Consider the following 26,158-nt stretch of genomic DNA (forward strand, 5'->3'; position numbering starts at 1 on the left):
TCCAGCTCAGGGCAGCGTTCCAGATGATCTATTCCAAGGGCTGGGGCGAGTTCGAGAGCGGTCGTGGTCGGAGGTGCCCAGGGGACGGCCGATCTGGCGGAATGACCTTTCCGGCCGGTCGTCCAGGCCGTACCGCCGAATCAACGCCTCGGCTTCGCGCGGGTCGATGCGGGCCAGGGCGGCCCGAACCGTGCTGGTGAAGTCCCGTGCGACAGCGACGTGTTCGGGATCGGTCAGGGTATAACCGGGTGCGGGCGGTTCTTCATCGTCTTCAGCAGGTGCGGTACGCGGTTGCCGATGGAGTGCGGCGACTGTCGTTGGTGAGATGCCCAACGCGGCAGCCGCCAGGTTCAGGCTGTCAGCGTCCTCGTCGAGCGCGCGCCGCACGGCGACGGTGCGGCCGATGAGGTCGGTGGTCCGGGTGGCTGAGCGAGTACGCGTCCGCGAGATCGGTGACGACGAGGGGCGGCGCCTGCTGCGGATCGTACGCAGGGGCACCGGGTCGGTGGTGACCTGGCGGCGGGCACAGCTGGTGCTGCTGTCCGCGCAGGGCATGCCCGTGGCGAAGATCGCCGAGGTGACGTTCGCCAGCGCGGACCGAAGCCCTCGATCATGTCCTCATCATGGGCGAGGCTCATGCCCGGCAGGTCCTGGCCGCCTACAAGAAGTACTACAACGCGCATCGGCCCCATCGGCCCCATCGGGCCCGTCGTCAGTTGCCACCCGACTCGGTCCAACAGCCGGCCACCGTGCACGACTTCGATACGCACAAGCTCCTGCGCACCTCGCGTCCTCGGCGACGTCATCAACGAGTACTGGCGTCCTGGACGGCCCATCGGTCGGTTGAGGTGACCCCAGGTCGCCTTCGCGCGCACCGAACGCGTAAGTAGCATGAAGAAACCCCGCCAGGGACTACCTGGCGGGGTTTCGACTTCATCGATCTGTCGAGATCACTCTTGGCTCAAGACAGCTCGCAGGTAGGCGATCAGATCACCGGTCGGCACCTCGACCCAGGCGGCCTCAGGCACCCCGACACGCCTGACCTCATAACGTTCCCCGTCCAGCTCATGCACCAGAACCTGACGGCTCGTTCCGTCCAAGGGATCCACCTGCAGGCGGACGGCACCGTGCGTGATCGTCGGGAACATGTTCTGCAGTACCTCATCCGCATGAAGGCGGCGCAGAAGGTTCCACTGTCGCCGGTGGAAGTCGAACGAAAGGAGGTCGTACCACTGCAACGAGGTGGGCTCTCCACTTTCGATCGCCCGGGCGAATTCTTCGAGCTCCATGAACTCGAATCTCTCCTTCAACTCGTCCAGCGGTATGCCTTCCCGCCATGCAGCGACCGCCTCCACAAGCAATCCAAGATCCCCCGTCGAGCCGATCTCCCAGGCGTACCCGGGGATGTGAACATGCAGCCGGAACAGACGTTCCTCGGCCGCAGGATCGACCAACAGGAAACCCCTCGCTGTTTCGATACTGATGACCCCGGTGAGCCAAGGCGACAGCCCGATGTCGCATCCGCGTAGCTCCGCTGCCTCTCTCATGGCTGCCGCAAGGCCGCCCGAAGCGGTCACGTCCGGGTACAGGTCTGTCCGGTGGATGCCCATATTCATTCGATTCCTCAGCAGTGACAGTAGCCGATGACAGAACCTTTCACGGGGTCAGGTTTCCCCAGCACTGACAGATCCGGCATATCCATCGGAGGGTCCAGCCGCATGGTGCCACCGGGACCCGAGGAACAATAGAACTTCACCGAACTCCACGGGCGTTGACCATGGGCGACAGCTCTCGCGATCACGGACATCTCATAGTCCGTGTGCCCGCTTGGCGGCCGCGTCTGTGGAGGCGACCTTGTCGGGGTAGGCCTTCTGCACGGGCGCCAACTGGGCCTGGATCACGATGAGTTGCTTCTCGCGCCCACCTGAGCCGTGGTGATGCCGGACTTGGCCTTGTCGAACTGGGTGTCGATGCAGGTCACCTGTCGCTCGTGACCCGTCCGGAAGTGATCAGCGGGCTCATTCTGCAAGCAGCCGCGAAGAGCTGACATGTGCACGCGTGCTCGGAGGGAACCGATGCTCTTCTCCCCGGCCGAGGCGTCCAGCGCGGCGGCGGACGAGCGGTTGATCGCGACGCTGGTGGACGGGGCCCGTTCGGCCGGCAGGACGACCCTCACGACGATCGCCCGCTTCACACCCGTAAGGCCGGCTTCCCGCTGGGGTCTTCCCGCGCGGAGGGCGAGGTAACTACTTCTCCTTGGGGGGTAGTTCCGGCCGTCTTCGGTCGGGTCGCCGGTCCACCGGGCGCGCGGGCGGGATCGCGCCGCCGGTGAAGTCGCGGGGACCGGTCCACAGGGCGGGTACGGCGTCGCAGCGGCGGCACAGCTCGTAGGCGATCGCCTCGTAGTTGACCCGCCAGCCCTGGAAATGCGGCCAGGCCTCCTTCGACGGGCGTTCGGCCCGGAAGCCGGCCGCCTCCAGCATCGCCACCGCCGCGTCGAACTCGTCGAAGGTGAGCCGGATGGGCGCGTCCGGCGAGGGGTCGGCGTCGAAGGGCATGCGCAGCGCGCGGGCGATGTCGCGCAGGGCGGTGAAGCCCGCCCTCAGCACCAGGCGGGCCTCCGGCGGCGCGTGCCGGGGAGCGAGGGCGAGCTGGAGGGCGGCCGCGTCCAGCACGGCGATGAGCCCGACCAGCCAGCTGCGGTGCGGACGCGGCGATCGGAAGGTCAGCAGGATGGGATAGGTGGAGTGGCTCTCGCCCATGTCGGAGGCGAGGCGTTCCCAGGCGCGGTACAGCTCGGGCAGCGCGGTCTCGGTGTCGACCAGCCACTGCCGGGCGAGGATCTCCGGTCCCCAGGCGGGCTCGCCGGCCCGTGCCTGGAGCAGGGTGACCTCCAGTTCGCGACGGTTGTAGGCGGCGTAGAGCGTGGGCAGGTAGGCGATCTGGAGGGCGATCAGGACCGGTCCGGTGGCCGCCGCGACGAAGTCGAGAGCGGAGAGGCGCAGCCGGGAGCCACTGGCGAAACCGAGCGTGAACAGGCTGGAGCCGGCCTCCCGGAACGCGGTGGTCCAGGACAGCGGGGACAGCGCGTACAGCAGCAGCCCGAAGCCGAGCAGGGCTCCGCACAGCCAGGTGGCGAGCATGCCGATGAGCATGAGCGGGGCCAACCAGGTCTGGGCCCGGTCGATGGCGGCGTACCCGCCGCGCGGGGCGGTGAGCCGGAGCGTTCGGCGCAACACCCACCAGAGGCGGAAGACGAGTGCGGAGTGCAGGCCTCTTGGAACCACCAGGGTGCGCAGGATACTGCTCAGCACCACGACAAGGGCCAGCGCTCCGGCCACGCCGGAGATCCATTCCATGGACTCATTCTCGCGCCCGCTCGGCGGAGCCGCTGCCGTCCGGCCACAGGAGCCGGCATCGCCGTCACAGCGCCGCGCAGACCGGTCTCGACGTCGCCGAATACCGCTGGGGACAGCCGCATCCCCCGGCAGTGACATGTGGTCGGCCATGTGATGTTCGGCGTTTGAGGTTTCAGTGGTTCGACCGTTCGGTTTGCCGGTCGGCGACTGACTGTGACCGCGCAGCTCGTGTTGCGTAGCTACCGGTGCTGGGTGATCCCGCAGGCGGCCGTGCGTGCGGCCGCCTGCGGCGCACAGTGGGTCGACACCACCACCAGCCACCGCACCGGCCGCGCTCAGAGCCTGCTCGCGTCCGCCCTGGCCGCCCGCCCGTTCTTGAAGGTCTCCACCATGGTCGGGTCCGCTACTTCACCGCGGCCACCGGCATCGCCGCCGTGAGGGCAGGAGTTCCGGCTCCTGGCCTGCGGGGAGGTCCTGACCGCGATCTTCGCCTAGCACCAGGTGTGGCACGGCGTGGATCCCGGCGACCTGCTGTCCTGCGACGACGTGGCCGCGCACGGTGTCTTCCGCACCTTGGCCAAGATCACCTACCACCTGGGGCGCGCCCTTGAGGCCACGCCCGGCCTCGGGGTCAACCGGGGCTTGCTGCGCTGAGTCTTCAGCAAACTCGGCCGCCGCACCCTGCTGTGAGCACTCCCGCTCCCGCCCGCCGTGTCCGCTCCTTCGGTACCGACCCGACTGCCGCATCCCGTGAACGACATGTCCCCTGACGTCACTGTCCTGCTCGATCCCGGCGATGATGCCGTCATCACCCGCGCGGCGCTCGCCGCGCACGACCCGGCGGCCGGCCACATCACCCTCCGCCCCACGTCGGGCACGACCAGCGACCGTTACTTTGCCCATGACCGCCTCGCCGCGCTGGGTAAACCGGCGCATCGAGTGCGGCACGTCGTAGCCTCGCCGAGTGACAAACTCCCCGATCGTCGATGATCTCGTACGTGCATCCGCAGTTATGGGCGGCATGATCGACCGTATAGCCGGTGATCAGTGGACGGCTCCGACCCCGTGCACGGAGTGGAGCGTGCGAGATGTGGTCAGCCACCTCGTCGAGGTGAACCTCGTATTCGTAGCGATGTTCGAGGAGGGCCCGATGCCCGACCGTGCGGCCGACTGTCTCGGCGCCGATCCGGCCGGGGCCCACCGCCGATCCGCCGCGGCGCTGCTGGCCGCCGCCGTCCTTCCAGAGGCTCTGGAGCGAAGCAGCTCGTCGTGGGTGGATGTTGCCGCCGGCGCCGTGCGGCTGCAGTGGCGCGTCGCGGATCTGATCGTGCATGGATGGGACCTCGCCCAGGCCACCGGCGTTGCGGCAGAATGGCCCGACTACCTCGTCGAGCAGTCGCTTGCGTTCGCTCGGGCCCAGCTGCCCGCCCCATCGCGCGCCGGACGCTTCGCCGATCCACAACCGATCCGAGACGACGCACCCGCGCTCGAACGGCTGGTCGCGTTCACCGGCCTTCCGGTCCCGTGGACGCCGTGAACGCGGTCGTGGAACGGCCTCTGCCGTTTCCCGGGTGGGCTGCTCGACGAACCGCGTGATCAGAGTGGAGCGAGGATCATGAGGACCTCGCCGCAGGTGTCCTCGGGCGCGAGACGGAGCGCTCCGGGCCAGCGGCCGGCCTCTCGCCAGCCCAGCCTCTCGTAGAACGCTTCCAGCCTTTCTCCTCCCCGCGCCGCGAGGTGGAGTTGTTCGAGTTCCAGCTCGTCGCGGTCGATTGGGCTTCGAGGTCGGCGATGCGTTCGTCGGCGAAGTGGACGTTGCTGTGGGCCGCGGCCAGCCGGTCGGTCTCTCGCCGGTTCTCCTGCCCCAGCTCGCGGACATCGTCCTCGGTCCACTCCGTCTGCAAGTCGCAGATCTGGCCGAGGAGTTCGGCCCGGCGCGCAGGCCGCCGGTCCGGCGCCGTTCACGGCAGTACCCCAGTGGCCGACGTACTTGTGGCACTACGCGCGCAGGATCCGACACCGCCACCGGTGAGCGCCGCGCTCGGGCACCGGTGCGCACCCGTCCTTGGATTGCGTACGGAGGCGCGCACCGGGAGCGGTTGGTGAAGGGCATCGTGCGCACCGGGGATGGCGATTTTTGACAAAGGCTCTGGCCACAGTTCCGTGAAAGCGCAGGTCAGGGACGGGAAGACACCATCCGTCCTTCGGTGTCCGTACCGTTGCGATCAATGCGCTCGGGGACGTAGGGACAGTGGTCGGCTGTCCTGTGATGATCGACGGCTCGCCCGGTTCACGCCTGGAACTCGGTGAGATCGATCGAGTGAACGCGCAGCGGGTAGCCATACACCGGGTGTGCCGTCTCCCGCTCGGGCACCATGCCGAGCTTGCGGATGACGTTCTCGGAGGCGTTGTCCCCCACCCGGTTGATGCTGATGACACGGTCCAGGCCGCGGTCCTGGAGCGCGAACTCCAGCGTGGCGTGCGCGGCTTCGGAGGCGTATCCCTGGCCCCAGAACTGTGAGCCGAGCCGCCAGCTGATCGCCACGGCGGGCATCACCTCCGGCAGGAACTCGGGCACGGACAGTCCTGTGAAGCCGATCAGTTCGCCCGAGGCCAGCAACTCGACGGCGAAGAGTCCGAAGCCCTCCTCGTCCCACTCCTCCTTCCATCGCTCGATGGCCTCGGCCGTGTGGTCCAGGTCGCGCACCGAGCCGTCGTCGATCCAGCGCATAACCCGTGGGTCCGCGTTGATGTCCGCCATCGGCGCGAGATCGTCGTCGTGCCAGCTACGGAGGAGGAGACGGGGTGTGCGGATCTCGGTCATGCGCCCATCCTGCCGGAGGCGAGCGCCTCGTCGGTAATCCGGCGCTCGCCCGGTATGCCCCCGGTGGCCACAGTCGCTGACCCGGCCGACCTTGATCCTCAGGGCTGGAGAAGGGTTGAATCGCCGGATGGCTGAGACTGACTTTGACCTGGGAGTCGTGACGGCGCCATCAGGAGTCCTTGTGCTGGGGATGGCGTCGTGGATCGATCATTGGTCGCAGCTCGGCCAACCACTGTCCGAGCGTGCAAGTGCCGTGGCGTCGATCGGCGGCGGACACGTCCAGGACTGGATGTGTGAATTGGTCGCGGTTCCCGCTGCGGATGACAAAGCGTTGATGGTGCGGGCCGGCACGACGACGTCGCCCTTCGACGGCGGACCGACGATTGCGGTCCTTGAGATCGATCTCGGCCTGCCATGGGCCGGTACCGCAGGGAACGAACCGATCATTCTCGGCGATCTGCCGGTCGACCGGTGCGGCATGGTGCTCGGTGACGCGGTCGCCCTGGACTCCTGGACAGGAGACAGCCACCCGTCAACCGACGGCCTTGCCGACGTCACATACTGGGGCGGCTACGCGGAGGCCGCCCACCTTCAGTACGGCGGAGAGCTGATCCCGCAACACGGCAGCCACGTGCGAGGGTGGCTCGACCTGCCTCCCGACGACGCCGAGAAGATTGTCGACGCCCTCAAAGCCTGGGAAGGTGACCAGCAGGGCCGGGGCGTCATGGTTGCGGTCGATGAGCACACCGACTTCCACCGCTTCAACCGCGCGAGTTGGACCCACCCGCTTCGGATCGGCGCCATCGAGGTCGCCGGCTGCCCGGTTCTGGGGATCAACTGGGACAACGGCGACCACTCAATGAGACATCGTGGCGAACGCCGCTTCGGGCAGGTCTACCCCGTGACTCTTCAGCCCAGCCCGGAAGGCCAGACAATGATGCGCTGGACGATCCCGCCTCACGCTCCCGTTTGCGACGGCCCAGACTGATCAGCAGAGCACCAACGACAACTCATGGTGACCTAGGCCGGAGGCCCCGGAGAATACGCGACACCGCAACATGCGAGCTCACCAGTCGTACGGGCCCTTTCGGTTGCTCGGGCGAAATCAGTTGGCAGGCTTGCCGAACCAGCGGGAGAGGTGGTCGTCCAGGTCCTGCTGATCGTCGCCGATCCAGGCGATGTGGCCGTCGGGGCGTAGCAGGACGCAGGGAACATCCAGTGCCGCAGTGGGGCCCGCGAGGTAGTCGACGCGGTCTGACCAGCCGCCGACGGTCAGGCGTTCGGTGCGGTCCAGGAGCAGGCCGCGGCCACGATGCAGCAGACCGTAGAGGTGGCCGTGTTTCATGTCGATATCGGGCAGGCGGCGGCCGAGCAGGTCGGGGCCTTCGCCGAAGTCGTAGCGGATGCCGATCGCGGTGATCTTCTCGATGAGATAGCGGTTCACCTCGTCGAAGTCCATCAGCTCGGTGAGCAGCCTGCGCACGGCCTGCGGGCCCGGTTCGGCGGAGTGCAGTTCCATCTGGGCGCGGGTGTTGTCCAGCACGTCCTCGGCGACCGGATGACGTTCGGCCTGGTAGGTGTCCAGCAGTGTTTCCGGCGCCCAGCCGCGGATTTGTGCGGCCAGTTTCCAGCCGAGGTTGAATGCGTCCTGAACGCCCAGGTTGAGGCCCTGTCCGCCGGTGGGTGGGTGGATGTGTGCCGCATCGCCGGCCAGCAGCACCCGCCCGACCCGATAGCGTTCGGCTAGCCGGGTGGCATCCCCGAAGCGGGACAACCAGCGCGGGGAGTGCACGCCGAAATCGGTTCCGGCGACGGTGCGCAGCTGTTGTTTGAAATCCTCGAGGGTGGGTGGTTCCGCGCGATCGCTGACTCCGGCGGCGGGGACTACGACGCTATATGCCCCCTTGCCGAAGGGCCTGAGCCAGAACCGATTGTTGGTCTCGCCGATTTCGGTCACCTTGGCGGCGATCTCCTCCTGCGGCACACCCACTTCCATCTCGCCCATCAGCGTCTCGGTCCGCGAGGGCTCGCCGGGGAAGCCGACGCCGAGCAGTTTGCGCACCGTACTGCGCCCGCCGTCACAGCCGACGAGATAGCGCGAACGCAGCTGTTCGCCGTCGGTCAGCTCGACCGTTACACCCTCGTCGTCCTGCTCGAAATCGGCCACCGCACAACCGCGCCGGACCTGCGCACCCAGTTGGGTCGCATGTTCTTCAAGCAGGTGAACTATGACCGGCTGCGGGATGCCCAGCAGATAGGCGTGCGCGGAATCCAGGCCCTGGGGCGCGGGTTTGTTGATGCCGGCGAAGAATCCGCCGGCCGGACGCTGTCTTCCGTGTTCGCGAATGCGATCCAGCAGTCCGCGCATGGCCATCAGCTCGAGACTGCGAATGTGCAGACCGACGATGCGGACGAACGACACGGGCTCGGTTTCCTTCTCGAGAACGAGTACCCGCACCTTGTGCAGCCGCAGTTCGGCGGCCAGCATTGCGCCAGTTGGCCCGCACCCGGCAATGATCACGTCGAACATGAGGGGCGCGCGATCGGCGCCGGAGGCCGACGACCGGAGTCCGGGGACGTCGCCCACGGTGAAGTCGCGCTCGACCGTACCGTTCGACGACGGTTCGGCGGTGAACTGCGGAGAGTGCATAGGTGTTGCCTTTCGGGAGTGCCTTGTTGTGGAGGCGCTCCCGGCGACACCTACGTCAATCGCCGGCCGTGACGGGAAGGGGGAGCACCCACGTCGATACAGCGTTCATGGGTCTCACCTCCTCGGGCGGTGTCACGGTCCACTGCAAGCTACAAGCCCGAGCATCACCCCGTCCAATCCTTTTCCAGCCACGTGATCACGACTCCGAACGGGCCCGTGCGGTTGCGGGGCGAATCCGGCGTGGCGTCCCGACTGGTCCCGGTCCCGGTGCCGGTCGACGATCTGATCCTCGCCGCACCGAGGCGGCCCGGATCTCGGAAGGCGTTGCGCGCTGGAACCGGATGCGCTTGACGAGCACGAGCAGCTGCGCGAGGCCCACGAGCAGAGTGACCGGCCGCCCCGCGCGGCTACTTTGCACCGTGGGTCAGAGATGGGAGTCCGGGGCCGTTCCACGTCGTCGCCTGACGGTCTGACAGGCTGGGCCGTACGGCACCAAGGGGAACCTCCGCGAGCCGGGGGTGCCCCCTCTGCGTGAGGAAACCACCATGATCACTGCTGAGCCCACCCTGGCGCCGGAGACCGGCGAGTACGGCTACCTCCTCGCGCTCGGCGAGGACTACGCATGGCCGCCCCAGTGGCCATACGGCTGGCGGTGCGGGCCCATCGGCAGCGACACGGCGCACATCCTCACCGACACCGACACCGACACCGACACCGACACCGGCACCGGCACCATCACCGTCCAAACCCACGACGCCCCGCCCCCACCCGAGACCGAGCCGGCCTGGGGGCCTGCGGAAGAAATCAGCCTGCACGCCACCGAGGACGCCCCCGTCATCTACATCCTGGGTAGCGGAGACCTCGAAGAAGCCGAACCCGAAGACGGCCCGCTCGCGGTGAACGTCACCTGATGCAACTCTGGGCCGCCCCCCAGCAGCCGCCGGTGCACCCGCAGCTGACCGGATCCGACCTCACCCGGCGCCGCGCCTACAAGGAGGCCTTCGACCAGAGCGCCGACGCCTGGCAGCAGTAGCGCGCGCCGACCGGGACATGAATACGCCGAATGTCCGAGCGGCCCGTGCCATCTGCCCGGCGTCCTGACCATCCTCGGCTATCACAGCGAGCCTGCTGCTGTCATCGGCTGGCGCCCTGGGGCCACAGCACCCGCACCGGGACACCGGTCCGCTCGGCGTACGCCACCACGTCCGCCGTGCCCTCCGTACCCCGGGCCGGTTTCCCGCCACGCGGCGATCAGCTCATCCACTACGCGCAGGCACCGGGTGCCGCAGCGGTGGGGGCTCGTTGAGCCGTGGCGCTCGCCGCCCTCGAGGACGGACCGCAGACGGTCCAGCAGGCCCTGGACGAACGGGAAACCCTGCACGAGGAGGCGGCTACACCCATGACCCACGAGGCCCTCCTCATCGCACGAGGCATCGCCCGCCACGACGCGGACAGCGCGGTGACCGCCCACCGCTCGATCCAGCGCCGAGGCGACGTCCACCTGAGCGTCATCTCCAGCCTGTGCCTGACGCACATCGCCGACGACCCCCGGCGGTGGCTGACCGAGGCCATGCGCAGCGCCCACGACTTGGGCCTCGAAGGCCCCTTCCGCTGTGCCGCCACCCGTGCGTCACAGCTACGAGCTCTACAACTCCATCGCGACGATGGAGAGCAGCGATGCCGTCATCAGCCTGCGGGGACTGAGCGAGTAGATCCACAAGGTCCTGGCCGAGGCCGCCAGCGCCTGGGGCGTGACGGTCTCCTGGTTCGACATGCGGGCCGGTCACGACCGCGACCGCAGCAAGGACTCGCCCGACCCCACAACCACCCGCCAATCCGGGCGTGACCAGCATCGTCGTCGACAGGAGGATCGTCGTGAGCGCGAGCAACGGAGACAGCTACTCCGCCCCGGGCAACCAGGGCAACCTCGGACAGGGACCGCACCACCAGCACCAGATGACCATCGGCGCCCCGGCGAATCAGCCCAGCGCCCAGGACATTGCAGTCGCGATCGTCACCCTCGTACGAAGCCAGGCCGCCAGCGGTGCGCTGTGGGATGCGTCGCAAGCTGTCGCCAGCGCGCAGGAGCTCGAGAGCGTGGTCGCCGCCCCTGAAGCCGTCCCCGGGCAGCGCGAGCGGTTCCACCAGGCCGCGGCGCGGCTGCTGGCAGCGGTGGGCACAACCTCGGCGTCGGCCGCCACCGTGAACAGCCTCATCGAAAACATTCGGCACACAGTCGGCTGGTAGCCGAGCGATCCCAAGAACTGCGCATCAGAGCCGTACGCCCAAGCGTCTATCCGGACGCTTCTGCGAATGCTTCCTTTCGGCGGACCCAGGCCCCGCGGCGGCACTTCGTCGAGCAGAACAGCGCATTGCTGCGATGGTCCACCCCGGCCACCCAGCACCTCGCACACCGGGCACAACCGCAGCCCCTCACCCCGGAGCTCGCCCGCCGCCCGCGCACAGGAGACGATCCCGCCCACCGCCGCCAGGAAGATAAGTACCCGCAGTCACGGCCACAGCGGCTCGCACCAGGAAGTCATTGCCGCGTCCCCCGAGCTCCTCCGCCATGCTCGGCCCGCACCAGACATCGGCCTCCGCCGAACAAGCGAAACTCCGGCCCTCCCGCCGTAGGTCCCCGATTCGGCTCCTGGTGGGGACGTGGCAGGATCGTCCCATGGCACACTCCTGGCCCAGCCACCTCGACGTCGGAGCGGTCCGCTTCGCCCGTCCGACCGCGAAGTACGACGAGGTCCTCGTCTTCTACCGTGACGTCCTCGGCCTGCCGGTGCTCGCCCAATGGCGCGGCCACCAGGGCTACGACGGCGTCGTCCTCGGCCTGCCAGGCACCCTGGTGCACATGGAACTGCTGCAGCACGGCGACCCACCCCGCATCCCCGAGCCGCACCCGGAGAACCAGTTGGTGCTCTACCTTCGCGGCCCCGAAGCCGTCGCGGTCGCCGCCCGGCGGCTCGCCGAGTTCGGGTACAGCCCGGTTCCCGCCGCGAACCCCTACTGGCCGGAACACGGCGCTGTTCTCTTCGAGGACCCGGACGGCTGGCAGGTCGTACTGGCGCCCTGGGTCTTCGGCGAAGAGCCCCCACCGGCTGGTTGAGTTAAGCGAAGGATCACGGGACCTCGTGCAGCACCGCCCACTGAGGTATCTCAGTCATCATCGGAGATCGGGAACATCTCGGCATAAGGGTCCGGCTCGCCGGTCAAGGGGTCCAGTCCGGCGACGAGTCGGCGGCGCTGCTCGCGCCAGCTGACGAAGGTTCCAGGACGTCCCCAAAGTGACGCGTCACCGAGCGGGCATTTGTCGAACTCCGCGAGCATCATGCGCGTGAGGAACTTGACCATGCCACAGTCGAAGATCGCCCACCGGGACTCGCCATAGGAAACCTGGCGCCGCCATGCCACCACAGGCCACTTGTCCGGGTCCGAGTCGGTCATGAGCCAAGCCAACTCGTTGGCGTTGCAGCCGGAACCCCACGGCAGAACGGTCTCTGGGCGAGCAGATACGCCTGGCGCACCACCCTCCTTCTCCCACACCCAGCGAAGTCCCTCACTCATGGCTCCGATGTGGCAGTCACTGAGACTGGGAACGTTGACAGGCAGTGGCGGAAGGATGACCAACTCCTCGATGTCACCCACACCATAGGTGTCCATGAATGACATGTAGTCGCTCGGCAGCCTCGTACCCAACGCGGCCTCCGCAGCCGTCCAGTCCATACGCTCTTCGCCCCGGTGTTCTGCGGGAACAATTCTGAGCAAGGCCTCTACATCAGGATGAATGGTCATGATTCAGGCTCCTTGAGCGTGGTGGCCGCTCACCCTAACCCGGGCGCCCGGCAGCATCGGCAGGCGAACCGGCCATGACGTGTCGGTCGGTTCATGAGACAGTTGGTCAGCCAGGCCTGGCTGACCAACCCGCTGGGAGCGCCGCTTCCGTCGAAGCCAACTCGCCTGAGAATGACGCCCGCCGACATACTCAGACCGCCTGGCAACCTCGTGGACCAGAGACCCAGCAGTTGCCAGCTGGGATGAGACGGGACAACTCCCGTCTGTTCGTTCACTTGTCGTAGTGCTGATCCCGGTCTCGACCTATGCAGAACGAGGGATCGACATTGCCGGCCTTGATCGAGCCGACATGCTGACCGTGCTGTACAAGCACGGATCCTTCGACGAAGTCGGTGTCCCGGACCCTCCGATCCCTCCCCATTGGCGCAATCGCATGACCGAGGTGTGGGTGCGCCGCGCGCTGGAGTATCAGGTCCGTGGAATGGACCTGCTGCTGTCCGGGAACTCGCCGCTGGGCGAAGTCCTGGCCGCCCTCTCGGCCCCGTCGCTGAACGGGATCGCAGTCTGCCTGATCGACGTCGCCGACCAGGACCGGCGCGACCGACTCGCCGCACGCGACGGCGGCCGATGGGATCAGGCCGCCACCGACGCCTTCTGCGGCTGGGCCGCCTGGCACCGCGGGCACGCCCGCGATCCGCGCTTCCGGCCTGACGTCATCATCGACGGGAGCTGGCCGGAGATGGCCTGGCACCGGTGGGCCACGTGGACCGCCGAGGACCCGCGATGGCGCACCCACCTGATCGACACCACCGGCCAGTCGCTCGCGACATCCGTGAACCGGGTCGAGCGATGGGTCACCGAACAGCGCGAGGCACACCGGTCAGGCCGACTGGCCCTGACCCGAGGCTGGACAGACGAGACACCCCGCCCAACCGACCACGAGGCTTGATCCACTTCTGAAAGACGCCCCCTGGGCTGTCGGGGGAAGGCTGTGTCATGCGTGTCCGCAGGTGCCCTTGCAGTATGTCTTGTTGCGGCGGGTGTCGCCGGCGGCCAACGCGGAGACGAGGACACGGAACGCATTGGTCATGGGGGAGTTGCCGCAGTCGGTGGGGTCGGCGGTGCCGAGTTCTCGTGGGCGATCCACTCGAGGAACTCGTCGGCCAGGGCCTCCAGTGACTTTCCACGGCGCATCACCACGTGCCACGTGTCGAGGTGGTCTCCCGGGTTGTGTGGGTTGAGTGCTCCGCACCGCAGACCTTCGGCGTCGAACTGGCCGCCGAGAAGGACGGCACCGCCCGCACCGGTGTGTGCCCAGACGAGCACTCCCTCGTGCCACAGCACGTCGACGGGTGCGTCCACGCCGAAGTCCTCCGGTTCCGGGGCCGCAGGAGGCCAGGTCGCGACCCGCTCGGAGAGCCGCTCTACGACCGGCCGCCACGCCTCGCCGAGGCCGTACCCTCGTCCAGACCGTGGATGGTGACCGCCTGCGGTTCGGGCCGAACCCGGTGACTGTCCCGGGTTCCATGGCCACCTACGACGAACCAGCCCCCCGGCAGGGGCCGTCGACGCGTGCAGCCCCAGCCGGGCGGCCAGCGTCGTCAGGAGGAGCGGCACGACCAGGAGCAGAAGGCCGGCCACGGTGGCCTCCCCGCCCCGGAGGCGTTACGTCACGCCCTGCTGCGCTCGATGGTGCGGCTCGGCTGATCCTGGTGGGAAGAGCCCGTCTCTGTGGGCCGTCAGTGTGCACTGCGGCCGTGTCCACTTGTGCCTGCCGCCGGGCCGCCGCACCACGCCGGACAATGGCCCTGGTCCGTAGGCGGCCACAGGGGTTCGTACGGCGCAGAAGGGACCGACCGATGGGCACAGTTGGGCGTTTGGACCGTAGGGCTGTGCTGGCCGGCTCGCTCGCGGGCGCCGCGGCCGCCCTTGCGGGGTGCTCATCGACGAGCGCCGCCACGTCGGCGTTCAGCGCTTCGCCCAGTCCGCGCCCGACCACGCCCGCCGCAGCGTTCGCGAGACTGATGGATGGCAATGGGCGCTGGGTGAGCGGAAACCTCCAGCACCCCGACCGGGACCCCGACCGGCGTCAGCTCGTGGCTCAGGAACAGGAGCCCTTTGGGGCGGTTCTGTCGTGCATCGATTCCCGGGTTCCGCCTGAACTTCTCTTCGACACCGGACTGGGTGACCTCTACGTGATGCGCACGGGAGGGCAGGCGGTCGGTCCGGTGGTCACTGGTTCTGTCGAGTACGGCCCGATGACGAGTGGCACCCCGCTCGTCGTCGTCCTGGGGCATCAACGCTGCGGCGCCGTCAAAGCGGCGTACCAGTCCCTGCGTGACGGCAAACCCCTGACCGGCACCCTCCAAGCGATCGTCACGGCTCTGCGGCCGGCGTACGAGCAGGCAGTGAGGGAAGGCGGCGCCGACCCGGTCGAGACGATGGCCCGAGCTCAGGCGAAGCTCACCACGAATGCGCTTCGCTCCAACGCGGACCTCGCCCCATTGGTACGCAAGGGCTCCCTGGCGGTGGTCGGCGCGTACTACTCACTCGACACCGGCAAGGTGGAAGTCCTGGCCGGCCCGCCCTCCTGAACCGCTCGGAGAGACGGACGGGCGTAGGACGGCATCCTGCACTTCGCGCCATCGCAGGTCCCCGGCCCCGCGCCGCCGGACGTACGGGCGAACGCCGGCGAGCCGGACCGCGACCGGTTGACGGCGAGCGCAGCCGACGCAGACTTCCAGGTTGAGAGGGTCGCGGATCAGGCAGTTGGGACACAGCGGCTGACCGTCGGCGTCCCGGGTGGCGGGTTCGCGGACGGCGCCGCAGCGTGCGCAGGGGACGGCCGCGTGCTTGGCGAAGCAGGCCCGGCAGATCCGCCGGCCGTCCAGGAGCTTCGACAGCGCCTTCACTCCGTGGCAGCGCGGGCAAGCCAGCCTCACGACGGGGGCGCCGCCGGTGACGAGTTCGCCGATGAAACGCAGGATCGCAGGAGTGGGGGCTTCGTGCCTGACGCTGGTCAGCAGCTGGGGACGGTCAATCACGGCCTCACCACGGTCATCGTCGCGGGTTGGACGGCCGCACCACGGCCGGCACCGACTTCGACGAGGGGCAGTGGCTCACAGCGGATCCGCGATCACAGGACGCTCCGGCTTGATGTCGGCGAGTTTCTCCCAGAGGTTGCGGTGGAGTGACGAACCACTCTGGACCGGGGCCGGCGATGGCGACGATCGGCTGTGAGTCCCGGTCGACACCGGACTCGGTCAAGGCCCGGCAGCCATTGCGACTGCCGGGCCCTGACCGTCACGACGGAGCTGCTCTTGGCGTCGATGATGACCTGCAGGGCACGCCATCGTCGCCTTGCCTCGCCGCCGTTGACGATCACACCTCATCGACGTTCTCGTGCGTACGGCGCGACCCTGATCCGGTCGATCAGCGGCGCATAGCGGGAGCGGAGCAGTACGCCGGGGAAGGTGTCCGAGGCGTAGGTGGTGCCGTCGAAGTTCGGCAGTTCCTCTGAGCGGAAGGTGACCGTGTTCTGTCCCTTCTCGAGGTGGACCGGGACGGTCAGCTCCCAGAAGTTGTTCTGGTGGAAGGTGTGCGGGAAGCTGACGCGCTGCATCGCGCCGCCGTTGACGGTGATGTCGGCGTGCCGGGCGAGCGGGTCCGGATTGTAGTGGGTGGCCTCGGACTGTTCGGGGTTGGAGTAGCGGATGCGCAGCGCGTACAGGCCCGCCCTGTCCGCGGTGACGGTGAACGTCGCCGTGTTTTCGTTGCCGGGATCGCCGCCGATGCCGGTGATCGCCGTGCCGTCGGTCGCCAGGGACAGCGGGGTCAGCATGGCCGAGCCGCTGAGCTTGGCCTCCTGCGCCTCGTACGTACGCGCCTTCAGCGTGCCGTCAGTGAGCCTGACCGTGAGCCGGTCGACGAACGTGGCGGACGAACCGCCGGTCACCGTCACCTTGTTGATGCCGCCCGAGAGGGAGACGGCCACCTCGTCCTTGCCCTTGGACAGGCGCAGGACGTCGTACCCGTTGACCGAGAGCCGGGCGCCCGTGCCGCCAAGGGTGTCGACCCTGAGGGTCGCCTCGCGGTCGGCGGGGGAGTAGACCCAGAACGTGGCCGTCTGGTTCCTCGCGAGCCGGACCGCGCCCGAGCCGGTCGCGGGGGTCGTGGTGTGCTTCGGCAGGTCGTAAACGGGCCGCGCCCCACCACTCATCCAGGCCAGCTCACCCTCGTAGACCTGGGTGGACGCCGACGCCTCAGGCAAGGACAGCGTGAGGCGGTCGACGATGGCGTCGCCCTTGGTGGCGCGCTTGCCGTCGAGGCTCTTCGCGGCGAGCGTCAGGGTGTGCTTGCCCCTGGTGAGGTGGACCTGGGTGTCGGTGTGGTCCCACACCACCCACTTGTAGCCGAGCGGCAGGTAGAGCTCCTGCTCGCTGTCCGCCTTGCCGTCCACGCGTAGGAAGACATTGGTGGGGCCCTGTTCCTTCACCTTGTCGAAGGTGTTGAGGGAGTTGGCGAAGACGCTCAGGTCGTAGGTGCCGTCCTCGGGCACGTCCACGCTGAAGTCGAGCATGACGTCGGAGCCGGTGCGCAGGCCGCCCACGTCGTAGCCGCCGGAGGTGTAGAACTTCGACACGTCACTCGTCGAGCCCTCCGGGCCGTTCCTGGAGTAGCCGGACCCGGTGTGGGCGGCGTCCTCCGCCTCGCACGATCCCTGCCAGCGCACAGGCGGGGACTGCGTGCCCTTCGCCTTGCCGGCCGGGCTGAGGACGATCTCGTACGCCGATGACTCCTTCAGCTTCGGCAGCGCGCCGTCGTCGAAGTCGACGACTACCTTGCCGTCGTCATCGACCTTCAGGTTCGTCTCCGTGAGCAGCTTCGGGCCGGAGTTGTCGCCGATCTGCCCGCTCCACTCGATCTCCCGCACCCAGGCGTGCACGCGATCCCCGAAGACCTTCTTGGGGACGCCCGTGAAGGTGATGTGGCCCTTCCCGTTGGACCCGCCGAAGAGCAGCCGCGCCTGCTTCTTCTGATTGTCGAGAGTGGCCACGCCCTGCATGGTGTAGTTCTCGCCCGGGAACGGCGGGGTCACCTTCACCGTGTGCCCGCTCATCGAGGCGTACGAGTGCAGCAGCCACCACTGGCCGTTGCCGCGGTTGGACTGCACCGCCGAGTCGGAGAGGTTGCCGTCGATGTTCCAGTAGGCGATGTCGGCATCCACCTTGGACTCCTCGATCGCGGAGACCCACTGGATCATCTGGCCGGGGACCGAGGTGTGGTAGTTGAAGGCGTACTCGTTGATGTTGATCGGGAGCTGGGTGCCTTCCTTGTCGGTGCCCTTGAACAGCTCCTTCTCCCACGCCCGGTACGTGGCGACGCTCTGACGCACCGCCTCCGGGTGGCTCAGCTCGTGCCAAGTGATGACGTCCGGGAGGGTGCCGGCGGCCAGAGCGTGGCTGAGGAAGCCCTTCACCTGGTCGAACAGGACGCTGGTGTTGGGGCCGGCGATGCGGGCACCGGGCATCTTGCCTTTGATCAGCTTGTGGACCTCGTCCCAGGCGGCCAAGTAGTCCTTGGGGTCGTTGAGCCAGCTGACCTTGTCGTAGCTCCACTCGCCGGTGCCGAACATGTTGCCCTCGGGCTCGTTGAACGGCACGAAGACGATGTGGTCCTGGTACTGCTTCGGCAGCTGCAGGACCTGGTCGACCTGCTTGGCGATCTTCTCCTCGTAGAGCTTGAGCTTCTCCGCGGGGGTGTCGCCCGGCCACTCGTACGGGAAGCCGCGGTGGATGTCGGTCATGTAGACGTACACGTCACCGTGGGTGGAGTCGGCGAGCGGCTTCACCACCTCCAGCGCGTCGGCACCGGGGTGCTGTGGGCCGTCCTGCGCCTTGGTGGAGACCGTGCGCAGGCCCATGCCCTCGATGAGGTTGTTGGTCGGGACGCCCGGTCCGTACACGCCGTACAGGGTGCCGGAAGCGCCGCCGTGGAAGGCGCCGGTGTCCGAGCCGAGGTCGACGCTCAGCCGGCCCTCGCGGACCACGGTGACGGTCGCCTTCACGGCCTGCCCGGCCGCCATTCCTGCCACGGTGAACGTGCCCGGCTGGGCGTATTTCTCGGCGGGGACGGCATCCCAGGTGATCGGCGTGTCGCGGTCGTAGCCGTCGGAGAAGGAGGAGCGGACGGCGGCCGGGAGGGGCGGGGCGGTCCCCGTCGTCGTACGGACCTCGAACGATGCCTGCGAGAGCTGCTGGAGGGTGGGCACGTGCTCGACCGTACCGGCCACCTGCTCGGGGGTGAGCGCGGTGTGCCACACGGTGAAGTCGTCGATCGCGCCCTTGAAAAGGGGATCCGGGTAGAGGGACTTGCCGATGTAGCCGGCGGCTGTGGCGGAGCTGTCCAGGAGGTCCTTGGCCTTGACGCCGGTCGCGGCGGAGGACACGGCGACGCCGTCGAGGTAGGTGGTGATGCGCTGGGCGGAGCTGTCGAGGGTGACGGTGACGGTTCGCCACTGGTCCGCGGGAAGCGCGGCGTAGCCGCTCACTTGGGCCTCGGCGCCGCCACCGCCGGTGGTGACGGCGGTGCGCAGCACTCCGCCGTTGTTGGACGGGGTGGTGAAAAGGTACTTCGTGGTGTTGGTGCCCAGGTCGAAGATCCGTTGCCAGGGCGAGGCGTCACCGCTCCACCTCACCCGGGCGGAGACCGTCAGGTCGGCCGCGCCCCCGAGGACTTCGCGAGGCAGACGGACGTACGCACCCTCGGAGTCGGGCGCCCCGCCGGGCAAGGCCAGAGCCTTGCCACCGTCCGAACCCGCGACGGACTGGGCGGTGGAGCCGTTCACCAGGCTCGCCGTGAGCCCGTTGCCGGAACTGTCGGCGATCTTTCCGGAGGCGAGGTCGTCCTGGTCGAAGGTGTAGTGGGCCGCCGGCTGGGGCGGGTCCGCCGCCTGGGCGGGGGCGGCCGGCGTGGCCAGCAGGCCCGCGCCCAGAGCGACGGCCACGGCGGCCGACGCCCGGCGTCGCCGGGCGGGTCTGTCAGCGGATGGCATGGATTGCGTCCTCCGATTCCTGAAGTACGTGAATCTCGATGGCGGCGCTCATCGAACCGGTTCGACTCCACAGCGACGGCGCTATGAAGATCTTCCGGATGGCGGGGCCCCGCCCCCGTGTTCCGGGGGAGGCGCGGCGTACGGCCATGGCTGTCGGAAGGATTGCTTCATCGAACCGGTTCGGGAAGCTAGCACTGGTGAGGCTGACCGGCAATCCCTCCGGCACAAGGTTCTCCGCGGAGCGATACGGGTCGGAAAGGTCGATCCAGAAGTGTTGACAGGAGTTCGAGGAGTTCCTACGTTCGCTTCAACGCGAACCGGTTCGACAGCCGGCTCTCGCCCCTCACCCATCCACGCCCTCACGACCGGCGGCCGCTCCCTCTTCGGAGGTGTCGAGCCGGTTCGAGCAAGGAGTCACCGTGAACATCGGTGAGATCGCCCGGCGGGCCGGTGTCTCGCGGAGCACCGTTTCCTACGCGCTGAGCGGCAAGCGCCCGGTCTCGGATGACACGCGCCGGAGGATCCAGCAGGTCATCGACGAGCTGGGCTACCGGCCCAACGCCAGCGCCCGCGCCCTGGCCAACGGCCGGACCAGCACGATCGGCCTGGTCTTCCCGCCGGCCGGCAACCACTACACCGGCATGCAGCTGGACTTCATCGGCAGCGTGGTGGAGGCCGCCGCGGCCTACGACTACGACGTCCTGCTCTCACCGAGCGGCGTGGACAGCGACCGTTCCTTCCAGCGGCTGCTGGGAGAGCGGCGCGTCGACGGCGCGATCCTGATGGAGATCAGGCTGGAGGACGACCGGGTCGATCACCTGGCCGAGTTGGACTTCCCCTCCGTCGCCATCGGCCGTACCGCCCGTCCGGAGGGCAGCTGGTGGGTGGGCCTGGACCACACAGCGCTGGCGGCGGCGTGCGTCCACCACCTCGCGGATCTCGGCCACCGCCGGGTCGCCTTCGTCAACCGTCCCGAGCAGCTGCTACGGGCCGGATACGAGTCCGCGCACCGCGGCCTGGACGGCTTCACCAAGGCCGCGGCCGAGCGCGGGCTGACGGTGCGGACGTACTGCTGCGGGGACGACGCGGCTTCGGGCCAGGCATGCCTGGAGCAGATTCTGCACGACGACCCCGCCACGACTGCCCTGGTCACGCTGAACGAGGCCGCGCTGGGCGGCCTGTACCGGGGGCTCGCCCAGGCGGGCCGCCATGTGCCGCGCGACTTCTCCATCACCGGGGTCGTGGCCGGCCGCTGGGCGGAGACGGTGACCCCGCAGCTCACGGCGGCGGACGTACCGGCGGAGGAAATGGGGCGGCGCGCCGTCGACCTGCTGGTGGAGCGGCTCGACCATCCCGACGCGCCGCCCCGGCACCACCTCCTCGCGCCGCCCATCTCCCTGCGGGCCAGCACCGGGCCCGCCACGGCGTCCTGACCCCACCCCACGGGTAACCCCCGCGCACTTACTCCACCGCCGATCGCCCGACAGCTCATCGGTGCTGTTCGGCGTGCCCGTTCCTCCTCACCATCCCGTGCCCTCGGCACCCGCATGCCCAGAACAAAGGAACCCTCGCCATGAACCGCTCCTCCAGACAGCGCCGTCTGACCGCCGCAGCCGTGGCAGCCCTGGCCGTGGCCGTGAGCGCCACCGCCTGCTCCTCCGGCTCGGGCAGCAGCGGCACCCAGAGCGCCAGCAGCGGCACGTACACCATCTGGGACCCGTACCCGCAGTTCGACAAGACCTCGGCCTGGGCGAAGCTGCTCGACCAGTGCGGCACCAAGGCCGGCGTGAAGATCAAGCGGACCGCCTTCGACACCAGCGACCTGGGCAACAAGACCCTGCTGGCAGCGCAGCAGGGCAACTCCCCGGACGTCCTCATCGTCGACAACCCGGTGGTGTCGACCCTCGCCGAGGCCGGTGTGCTCACCGCGACCGACGACACCAAGCTGGACACCTCGAAGGTGGACCCCAATCTGCTCGCGGCCGGCCAGTCCGGCGGCAAGACCTACGGCACGCCGATCGGCGCCAACACCCTCGCCCTCTACTACAACAAGGAGGTGCTGAAGAAGGCAGGCGTCGACATCGGCTCGGTCAAGGACTGGAAGTCGCTGACGGCGGCGCTGGAAAAGGTCAAGAAGGCGGGCAAGAAGGGCATCACCTTCTCCGCCATCGGTACCGAGGAAGGCAGCTTCCAGTTCCTGCCGTGGTTCTGGGGCTCGGGCGCCAAGCTGACCGAACTCGACTCCTCCCAGGCCGTATCCGCCCTGACCCTGTGGAAGGACTGGCTGAAGAACGGCTACGCCCCCAACTCGGTCCTCAACAACACCCAGACCACCAGCTGGCAGGAGTTCGCCAGCGGCGACTACGCGTTCAGCGAGAACGGCACCTGGCAGCTCGCCAACGCCAAGAAGGCCGGCTTCGACTACGGGGTGCTGCCCATCCCGGCCGCCGCGGGCGGCAACGCCGCCGCCCCGACCGGTGGCGAATTCGTGACCGTCCCGGCCCAGAAGGACACCGCCCGCTACGCCGCCACCCAGAAGCTGGTGACCTGCCTGACCAGCACCGACAACCTCTACAACACCGACACCACCCTGTCCTACGTGGCCCCCGCCAGCGAGGTCCAGGACAAGCAGATCGCCGCGAACGCCGACCTGAAGCCGTGGGTCGACGCGGTCAAGGCGGCCAAGGGCCGTACCAGTGACGACCTGGGCACCAAGTACCCCAAGATCTCCGAGCAGATGTGGAAGGCCGTCCAGTCCGCACTCAGCGGGTCCAAGTCGCCCAAGGACGCGCTGTCCGAAGCACAGTCCGCCGCCAAGTAACCCGCCCCCAAGGGTCCTTGATGAACCACACGACAAACCTGCCGGAACACCGGTCCGAGCGCGTCCGGAACGGGGCGGCCGCCGCCGCCCCGCCCCCGGCCCCCGCCACGAAACGCCGCCGGCCCCCCTCCACACAGTGGGCCGCCTGGGGCTTCCTCGCCCCGGTGACCGTCTATCTCGCCCTCTTCTACGCCTATCCGCTCTACCGCAACCTCGACCTGAGCCTTCGCAACTACACCGTCCGCTCCTTCGTCCAGGGCGATGCGCCGTTCACGGGCCTGGCGAACTACCGCAAGGTCTTCGACGACCCGACCTTCGCTCCGGCGCTGCTCCACACCGTGGTGTTCACCGCCGTGTGCCTGGTCTTCCAGTACGCCATCGGACTCGCCCTCGCGGTCTTCTTCAACCAGAACTTCCGGCTCTCGGCCACCCTGCGCGCCCTGTTCCTGGTGCCCTGGCTGCTGCCGCTGATCGTCTCCGCCTCCACCTGGTCGTGGATGCTCAACAGCGAATCGGGCGTCGTCAACTCCGCCCTGCACACCATCGGCATCGGACCGGTGAACTGGCTGACCTCGCCGTCCTGGTCGCTGGCCTCGGTGATCATCGCGAACATCTGGATCGGCGTCCCGTTCAACCTGGTCGTGCTCTACAGCGGACTGCAGTCCATCCCCACGAGCCTGTACGAGGCCGCCGCCATCGACGGCGCCAACGCCTGGCAGCGCTTCTGGCGCGTCACCTTCCCGCTGCTGCGCCCGGTGTCGGCGATCACCCTGCTCCTGGGGCTGATCTACACGCTCAAGGTCTTCGACATCATCTGGATCATGACCAAGGGCGGCCCGGCGGACTCGTCCACCACCTTCGCCACCTGGTCCTACCAGCTCGGCTTCGGCAACCTCCTGCCGGCCTTCGGCCCCGGCGCGGCCGTCGGCAACCTGCTCGTGGTCGCCGCACTGGTCTTCGGCCTGGTCTACGTCCGGGCCCAGAGAAAGCAGGCCCTGTCATGAACCGAATCCGCAGGCGTACGTGGGTGAAGACCACGATCGGCGTCGTGCTCACCGGCATCATGCTCTTCCCGGTCTACTGGATGCTCAACGTCTCTCTCACCCGCGACCAGGACATGCGCAAGAGCCCACCGGATCTGCTGCCGCTGCACGGCACCCTGGCCGGCTACCGCACCGTCCTCGACGAGCAGTTGCCCTACCTCGGCACCAGCCTCGTTATCGGCCTCGGCACCGTCGTCCTGACCATCGCCCTGTCCGCCCCCGCCGGCTACGCCCTGGCCAAGCTGCGCCCCCGCGGCGGCGGCATCCTCAACTTCGTACTCCTGGCCGCCCAGATGATCCCCGGCATCATCATGGCGATGGGCTTCTACGCCATCTACCTCCAGCTCGGACAGCTCCAGTCCGTGCCCGGCCTGATCGTCGCCGACTCCACCCTGGCAGTGCCCTTCGGCGTCCTCATCTTCACCGCGTTCATGTCCGGCATCCCCGGCGAACTGCTCCAGGCCGCGACCACCGACGGCGCCGGGCCACTGCGGACCTTCTGGTCCATCGTTCTGCCGATCAGCCGCAACGCCGTCGTCACGGTGTCCCTCTTCGCGTTCCTGTGGTCCTGGTCCGACTTCGTCTTCGCCAGCACCCTGGTCAACGGCGGCGACCACGAGCCGATCACCCTCGGTATCTACCACTACATCGGCAACAACAACCAGCAGTGGAACGCCATCATGGCCACCGCCGTCGTCGCCTCGCTGCCGGCCGCGGTCATCCTCGTCCTCGCCCAGCGCTACGTCGCCGCCGGCGTGACCGCCGGCGCCGTCAAGGACTGAGCCCCCACCCCCGCCACGTCGGCCGACCCACTCGCGCGTCGGCCGGCCATCGCCCCCTGCTCCAGAAACGAGTCACACCACATGACCGCCGCCCGATCCGGCCCGGCCTTCTCCGTCCACGACATCCCGTTCAGCACGTACGGATCCTGGTTCGACATCTCGCCGGTGGTGGCCGAGAAGACGTACGCCGAGGACCTCCACCTCGTCTCGCACCAGAACGGCATGCACGGCGTCCTGCGTCTGGTCCCGCTGGACCCGACGACGGGCGACCGCGCCGAGACCCGCGTCGAGGCGACCCCAGCCCTGCTCGGCTGGATCGGCGAGAGCGGGCGCGTCGACCTCGCCTACGAGTCGCCGGACACCGTGCGCCTGCGGGGGAGCGGCCTGGGCATCGGTGTCTTCGCCGTCGCGCAGACCCTGACCCCGTTCAGCGGAACGTACTTCTTTCACGACCCCGCGGCGGACGCGCACATCTTCACGTCATACGAGACTGGCCGCCGCTACCGCGTCACCCTGCTCTCGGGCACTCTCGCCAAGGCAGCCGGAGCCCAGGCCCTGGGCAGAGCCGAACGCGGTGTCGCCGTGACCGCGGAGGCGAACGACACCTGGGAGATCGCGGTCGAGGAACTCGACACCGCCCGCCCGCCGTACGCGTCCTCAGCGGGCTTCGACGACATCGTGGAGTCCGCGCGGGGCGGGTTCGCGGACTTCGTGGACGCGGTGGCCCCCTGGCGCTCGTCCGCCGCCCCGGCTGCCGAACTCGCCACCTACGTCCTCTGGTCGGCGACCGTACAGCCGAAGGGCCTGGTCACCCGGCCCGGCGTGCTGATGTCCAAGCACTGGATGGACAAGGTCTGGAGCTGGGACCACTGCTTCAACGCTCTCGCCCTGGCCCCGGGATCACCAGAGCTGGCCCTGGACCAATTCCACCTGCCCTTCGACCACCAGGACGCCGCCGGCGCCCTGCCAGATTCGATCACCCACTCCGAGGTCCTCCACAACTTCGTCAAGCCGCCCATCCACGGCTGGGCCTTCGGCCACCTCCGCCGCCGGCTTGCGACACCGCCCAGCCAGGACGAACTGGCCGAGGCATACGACCGGTTGACGCGCTGGACCGACTTCTGGCTCACCGCACGGCGCGCGCCCGAAGCCGAACTCGCCTACTACCAGCACGGCAACGACAGCGGTTGGGACAACGCCACCACCTTCGACCCCGAGCGGGTGGTCGTCACCGCCGACCTGGCCGCATTCCTCATTCTCCAGCTGCACGAACTCGCCGATCTGGCCATCGAGTTGAGCAGGCCGGACGAGGCGGCCCGGTGGACAGGCACGGCCGAGGAGATGCAGACGGCCCTGCTCGACCAGCTCTGGACCGGCGACCGGTTCGTCGCCCGGGGGGCCGACACCGGGGACACCTGGAGCAGCGCCAGTCTCCTCGATCTGATGCCCATCGCGCTGGGCGAGCACCTGCCCGGCGAGATCAGCAGTGTGCTGGCCGACCGCATCAAGGCCCACCTGACGCCGTACGGCCTGGCCACCGAACTGACCACCTCGCCGCACTACCTCGCCGACGGCTACTGGCGCGGCCCGATCTGGGCACCTGCCACCGTCCTGATCGAGGATGGCCTGCGCCGTGCCGGCCACCACCGGCTGGCGGACGACATCAGCGTCCGCTTCCGCGCCCTGTGCGAAATCCACGGCTTCGCCGAGAACTTCGACGCCCTCACCGGAACGGGCCTGCGCGACCGCGCCTACACCTGGACCGCCGCGAGCTACCTCCTCCTTGCGGAAGCGCACGCACACCGAGACGGCCACTGACCGGTT

The 26,158-nt window shown here is 68.4% G+C and carries 28 protein-coding genes and 1 pseudogene; 18 read left to right on the top strand and 11 right to left on the bottom strand.

All coding sequences use genetic code 11. The annotated features are described in order from the left end of the window. Positions 1 to 6 precede the first annotated feature (6 nt). Positions 7 to 387, bottom strand: coding sequence for a hypothetical protein (locus ACH47Z_RS39365; protein ID WP_399082852.1), 381 nt, complete (start codon positions 385 to 387; stop codon positions 7 to 9). Positions 388 to 421: 34 nt separating this feature from the next. Here ACH47Z_RS39365 and ACH47Z_RS39370 point away from each other — a divergent pair. After that, positions 422 to 601: pseudogene (locus ACH47Z_RS39370) on the top strand (IS630 family transposase); the annotation flags it as partial. A gap of 349 nt (positions 602 to 950) precedes the next feature. Here the strand turns inward: ACH47Z_RS39370 and ACH47Z_RS39375 are convergent. From ACH47Z_RS39375 to ACH47Z_RS39385, 3 genes are all read right to left on the bottom strand, one after another. Further along, positions 951 to 1,616 (bottom strand): hypothetical protein, encoded by a 666-nt coding sequence (locus ACH47Z_RS39375; protein WP_399082855.1) that lies wholly within the window; start codon positions 1,614 to 1,616, stop codon positions 951 to 953. Positions 1,617 to 1,897: 281 nt separating this feature from the next. Continuing rightward, positions 1,898 to 2,194 carry a hypothetical protein gene (locus ACH47Z_RS39380; protein WP_399082858.1) on the bottom strand — a complete coding sequence of 99 codons (297 nt, stop codon included), beginning with the start codon at positions 2,192 to 2,194 and terminating at the stop codon, positions 1,898 to 1,900. 52 nt (positions 2,195 to 2,246) lie between these two features. Beyond that, entirely contained in the window at positions 2,247 to 3,359 is a 1,113-nt protein-coding gene (locus ACH47Z_RS39385; RefSeq protein ID WP_399082861.1) for a hypothetical protein, read from the bottom strand. Positions 3,360 to 3,587: 228 nt separating this feature from the next. Between ACH47Z_RS39385 and ACH47Z_RS39390 the strand changes: the two genes are divergently transcribed. From ACH47Z_RS39390 to ACH47Z_RS39405, 4 genes are all read left to right on the top strand, one after another. Beyond that, entirely contained in the window at positions 3,588 to 3,797 is a 210-nt protein-coding gene (locus ACH47Z_RS39390; RefSeq protein ID WP_399082864.1) for a hypothetical protein, read from the top strand. Between the two features lie 75 nt (positions 3,798 to 3,872). After that, a complete protein-coding gene (locus ACH47Z_RS39395; protein ID WP_399082867.1) occupies positions 3,873 to 4,013 on the top strand; it encodes a hypothetical protein in 141 nt (46 codons plus the stop codon). A 105-nt stretch (positions 4,014 to 4,118) separates the two neighbouring features. Continuing rightward, complete coding sequence (locus tag ACH47Z_RS39400; protein WP_399082870.1) at positions 4,119 to 4,349, top strand: hypothetical protein; 231 nt, start codon at positions 4,119 to 4,121, stop codon at positions 4,347 to 4,349. Next, positions 4,324 to 4,896, top strand: a complete 573-nt coding sequence (locus ACH47Z_RS39405; RefSeq protein WP_399082873.1) for a TIGR03086 family metal-binding protein — start codon at positions 4,324 to 4,326, stop codon at positions 4,894 to 4,896. The genes ACH47Z_RS39400 and ACH47Z_RS39405 overlap by 26 nt, the downstream gene beginning before the upstream one ends. A 753-nt stretch (positions 4,897 to 5,649) precedes the next feature. On the opposite strand, the gene ACH47Z_RS39410 is transcribed toward ACH47Z_RS39405, so the two are convergent. Continuing rightward, the gene (locus tag ACH47Z_RS39410; protein WP_399082876.1) at positions 5,650 to 6,183 is read right to left on the bottom strand and encodes a GNAT family N-acetyltransferase; all 534 of its coding nucleotides are present in this window, start codon (positions 6,181 to 6,183) and stop codon (positions 5,650 to 5,652) included. A 127-nt stretch (positions 6,184 to 6,310) separates the two neighbouring features. Here ACH47Z_RS39410 and ACH47Z_RS39415 point away from each other — a divergent pair, with 127 nt between their 5' ends. Further along, complete coding sequence (locus tag ACH47Z_RS39415; protein ID WP_399082879.1) at positions 6,311 to 7,171, top strand: hypothetical protein; 861 nt, start codon at positions 6,311 to 6,313, stop codon at positions 7,169 to 7,171. Positions 7,172 to 7,288: 117 nt separating this feature from the next. Here the strand turns inward: ACH47Z_RS39415 and rox are convergent, their stop codons facing one another. Then, the gene (gene rox, locus ACH47Z_RS39420; protein ID WP_399082882.1) at positions 7,289 to 8,833 is read right to left on the bottom strand and encodes a rifampin monooxygenase; all 1,545 of its coding nucleotides are present in this window, start codon (positions 8,831 to 8,833) and stop codon (positions 7,289 to 7,291) included. Positions 8,834 to 9,378: 545 nt separating this feature from the next. Between rox and ACH47Z_RS39425 the strand changes: the two genes are divergently transcribed. Then, a complete protein-coding gene (locus ACH47Z_RS39425) occupies positions 9,379 to 9,744 on the top strand; it encodes a hypothetical protein (RefSeq protein WP_399082885.1) in 366 nt (121 codons plus the stop codon). After that, a complete protein-coding gene (locus tag ACH47Z_RS39430) occupies positions 9,744 to 9,866 on the top strand; it encodes a hypothetical protein (RefSeq protein ID WP_399082888.1) in 123 nt (40 codons plus the stop codon). Before ACH47Z_RS39425 ends, ACH47Z_RS39430 begins: the two co-directional genes overlap by 1 nt. Positions 9,867 to 10,478: 612 nt before the next feature. On the opposite strand, the gene ACH47Z_RS39435 is transcribed toward ACH47Z_RS39430, so the two are convergent. Continuing rightward, on the bottom strand, positions 10,479 to 10,607 hold the full coding sequence (locus tag ACH47Z_RS39435; RefSeq protein WP_399082891.1) for a hypothetical protein: 129 nt from the start codon (positions 10,605 to 10,607) through the stop codon (positions 10,479 to 10,481). A gap of 68 nt (positions 10,608 to 10,675) precedes the next feature. Here ACH47Z_RS39435 and ACH47Z_RS39440 point away from each other — a divergent pair, with 68 nt between their 5' ends. Both ACH47Z_RS39440 and ACH47Z_RS39445 read left to right on the top strand, forming a co-directional pair. Next, complete coding sequence (locus tag ACH47Z_RS39440) at positions 10,676 to 11,080, top strand: hypothetical protein (protein ID WP_399082894.1); 405 nt, start codon at positions 10,676 to 10,678, stop codon at positions 11,078 to 11,080. Positions 11,081 to 11,510: 430 nt separating this feature from the next. Then, on the top strand, positions 11,511 to 11,948 hold the full coding sequence (locus ACH47Z_RS39445; protein WP_399082897.1) for a VOC family protein: 438 nt from the start codon (positions 11,511 to 11,513) through the stop codon (positions 11,946 to 11,948). A 50-nt stretch (positions 11,949 to 11,998) separates the two neighbouring features. On the opposite strand, the gene ACH47Z_RS39450 is transcribed toward ACH47Z_RS39445, so the two are convergent. Next, positions 11,999 to 12,634, bottom strand: a complete 636-nt coding sequence (locus ACH47Z_RS39450; protein ID WP_399082900.1) for a hypothetical protein — start codon at positions 12,632 to 12,634, stop codon at positions 11,999 to 12,001. A 349-nt stretch (positions 12,635 to 12,983) separates the two neighbouring features. Here ACH47Z_RS39450 and ACH47Z_RS39455 point away from each other — a divergent pair, with 349 nt between their 5' ends. Further along, positions 12,984 to 13,583 (top strand): hypothetical protein, encoded by a 600-nt coding sequence (locus ACH47Z_RS39455; RefSeq protein ID WP_399082903.1) that lies wholly within the window; start codon positions 12,984 to 12,986, stop codon positions 13,581 to 13,583. A gap of 137 nt (positions 13,584 to 13,720) precedes the next feature. Here ACH47Z_RS39455 and ACH47Z_RS39460 read toward each other — a convergent pair whose 3' ends face one another. After that, positions 13,721 to 13,996 (bottom strand): hypothetical protein, encoded by a 276-nt coding sequence (locus tag ACH47Z_RS39460; RefSeq protein WP_399082906.1) that lies wholly within the window; start codon positions 13,994 to 13,996, stop codon positions 13,721 to 13,723. A gap of 210 nt (positions 13,997 to 14,206) precedes the next feature. Here ACH47Z_RS39460 and ACH47Z_RS39465 point away from each other — a divergent pair, with 210 nt between their 5' ends. Together ACH47Z_RS39465 and ACH47Z_RS39470 are read left to right on the top strand one after the other, a co-directional pair. Next, positions 14,207 to 14,341 carry a hypothetical protein gene (locus tag ACH47Z_RS39465; RefSeq protein ID WP_399082909.1) on the top strand — a complete coding sequence of 45 codons (135 nt, stop codon included), beginning with the start codon at positions 14,207 to 14,209 and terminating at the stop codon, positions 14,339 to 14,341. Between the two features lie 185 nt (positions 14,342 to 14,526). Then, complete coding sequence (locus ACH47Z_RS39470) at positions 14,527 to 15,228, top strand: carbonic anhydrase (protein ID WP_399082912.1); 702 nt, start codon at positions 14,527 to 14,529, stop codon at positions 15,226 to 15,228. Here ACH47Z_RS39470 and ACH47Z_RS39475 read toward each other — a convergent pair. After that, positions 15,181 to 15,678, bottom strand: a complete 498-nt coding sequence (locus ACH47Z_RS39475; RefSeq protein WP_399082915.1) for a hypothetical protein — start codon at positions 15,676 to 15,678, stop codon at positions 15,181 to 15,183. The genes ACH47Z_RS39470 and ACH47Z_RS39475 overlap by 48 nt on opposite strands. Positions 15,679 to 16,022: 344 nt before the next feature. Continuing rightward, positions 16,023 to 19,688, bottom strand: coding sequence for a LamG-like jellyroll fold domain-containing protein (locus ACH47Z_RS39480; RefSeq protein WP_399082918.1), 3,666 nt, complete (start codon positions 19,686 to 19,688; stop codon positions 16,023 to 16,025). A 419-nt stretch (positions 19,689 to 20,107) separates the two neighbouring features. Between ACH47Z_RS39480 and ACH47Z_RS39485 the strand changes: the two genes are divergently transcribed. From ACH47Z_RS39485 to ACH47Z_RS39505, 5 genes are all read left to right on the top strand, one after another. Continuing rightward, entirely contained in the window at positions 20,108 to 21,121 is a 1,014-nt protein-coding gene (locus ACH47Z_RS39485; RefSeq protein ID WP_399082921.1) for a LacI family DNA-binding transcriptional regulator, read from the top strand. A 140-nt stretch (positions 21,122 to 21,261) separates the two neighbouring features. Beyond that, the gene (locus tag ACH47Z_RS39490; RefSeq protein WP_399082924.1) at positions 21,262 to 22,509 is read left to right on the top strand and encodes an extracellular solute-binding protein; all 1,248 of its coding nucleotides are present in this window, start codon (positions 21,262 to 21,264) and stop codon (positions 22,507 to 22,509) included. A gap of 20 nt (positions 22,510 to 22,529) precedes the next feature. Next, entirely contained in the window at positions 22,530 to 23,513 is a 984-nt protein-coding gene (locus tag ACH47Z_RS39495; RefSeq protein ID WP_399082927.1) for a carbohydrate ABC transporter permease, read from the top strand. Beyond that, positions 23,510 to 24,334 (top strand): carbohydrate ABC transporter permease, encoded by an 825-nt coding sequence (locus tag ACH47Z_RS39500; RefSeq protein ID WP_399082930.1) that lies wholly within the window; start codon positions 23,510 to 23,512, stop codon positions 24,332 to 24,334. Before ACH47Z_RS39495 ends, ACH47Z_RS39500 begins: the two co-directional genes overlap by 4 nt. 81 nt (positions 24,335 to 24,415) lie before the next feature. Further along, positions 24,416 to 26,152 (top strand): amylo-alpha-1,6-glucosidase, encoded by a 1,737-nt coding sequence (locus ACH47Z_RS39505; protein ID WP_399082933.1) that lies wholly within the window; start codon positions 24,416 to 24,418, stop codon positions 26,150 to 26,152. Positions 26,153 to 26,158: the final 6 nt, after the last annotated feature.

Source organism: Streptomyces sp. NPDC020192, from assembly GCF_044388685.1.
GTDB lineage: Bacteria > Actinomycetota > Actinomycetes > Streptomycetales > Streptomycetaceae > Streptomyces.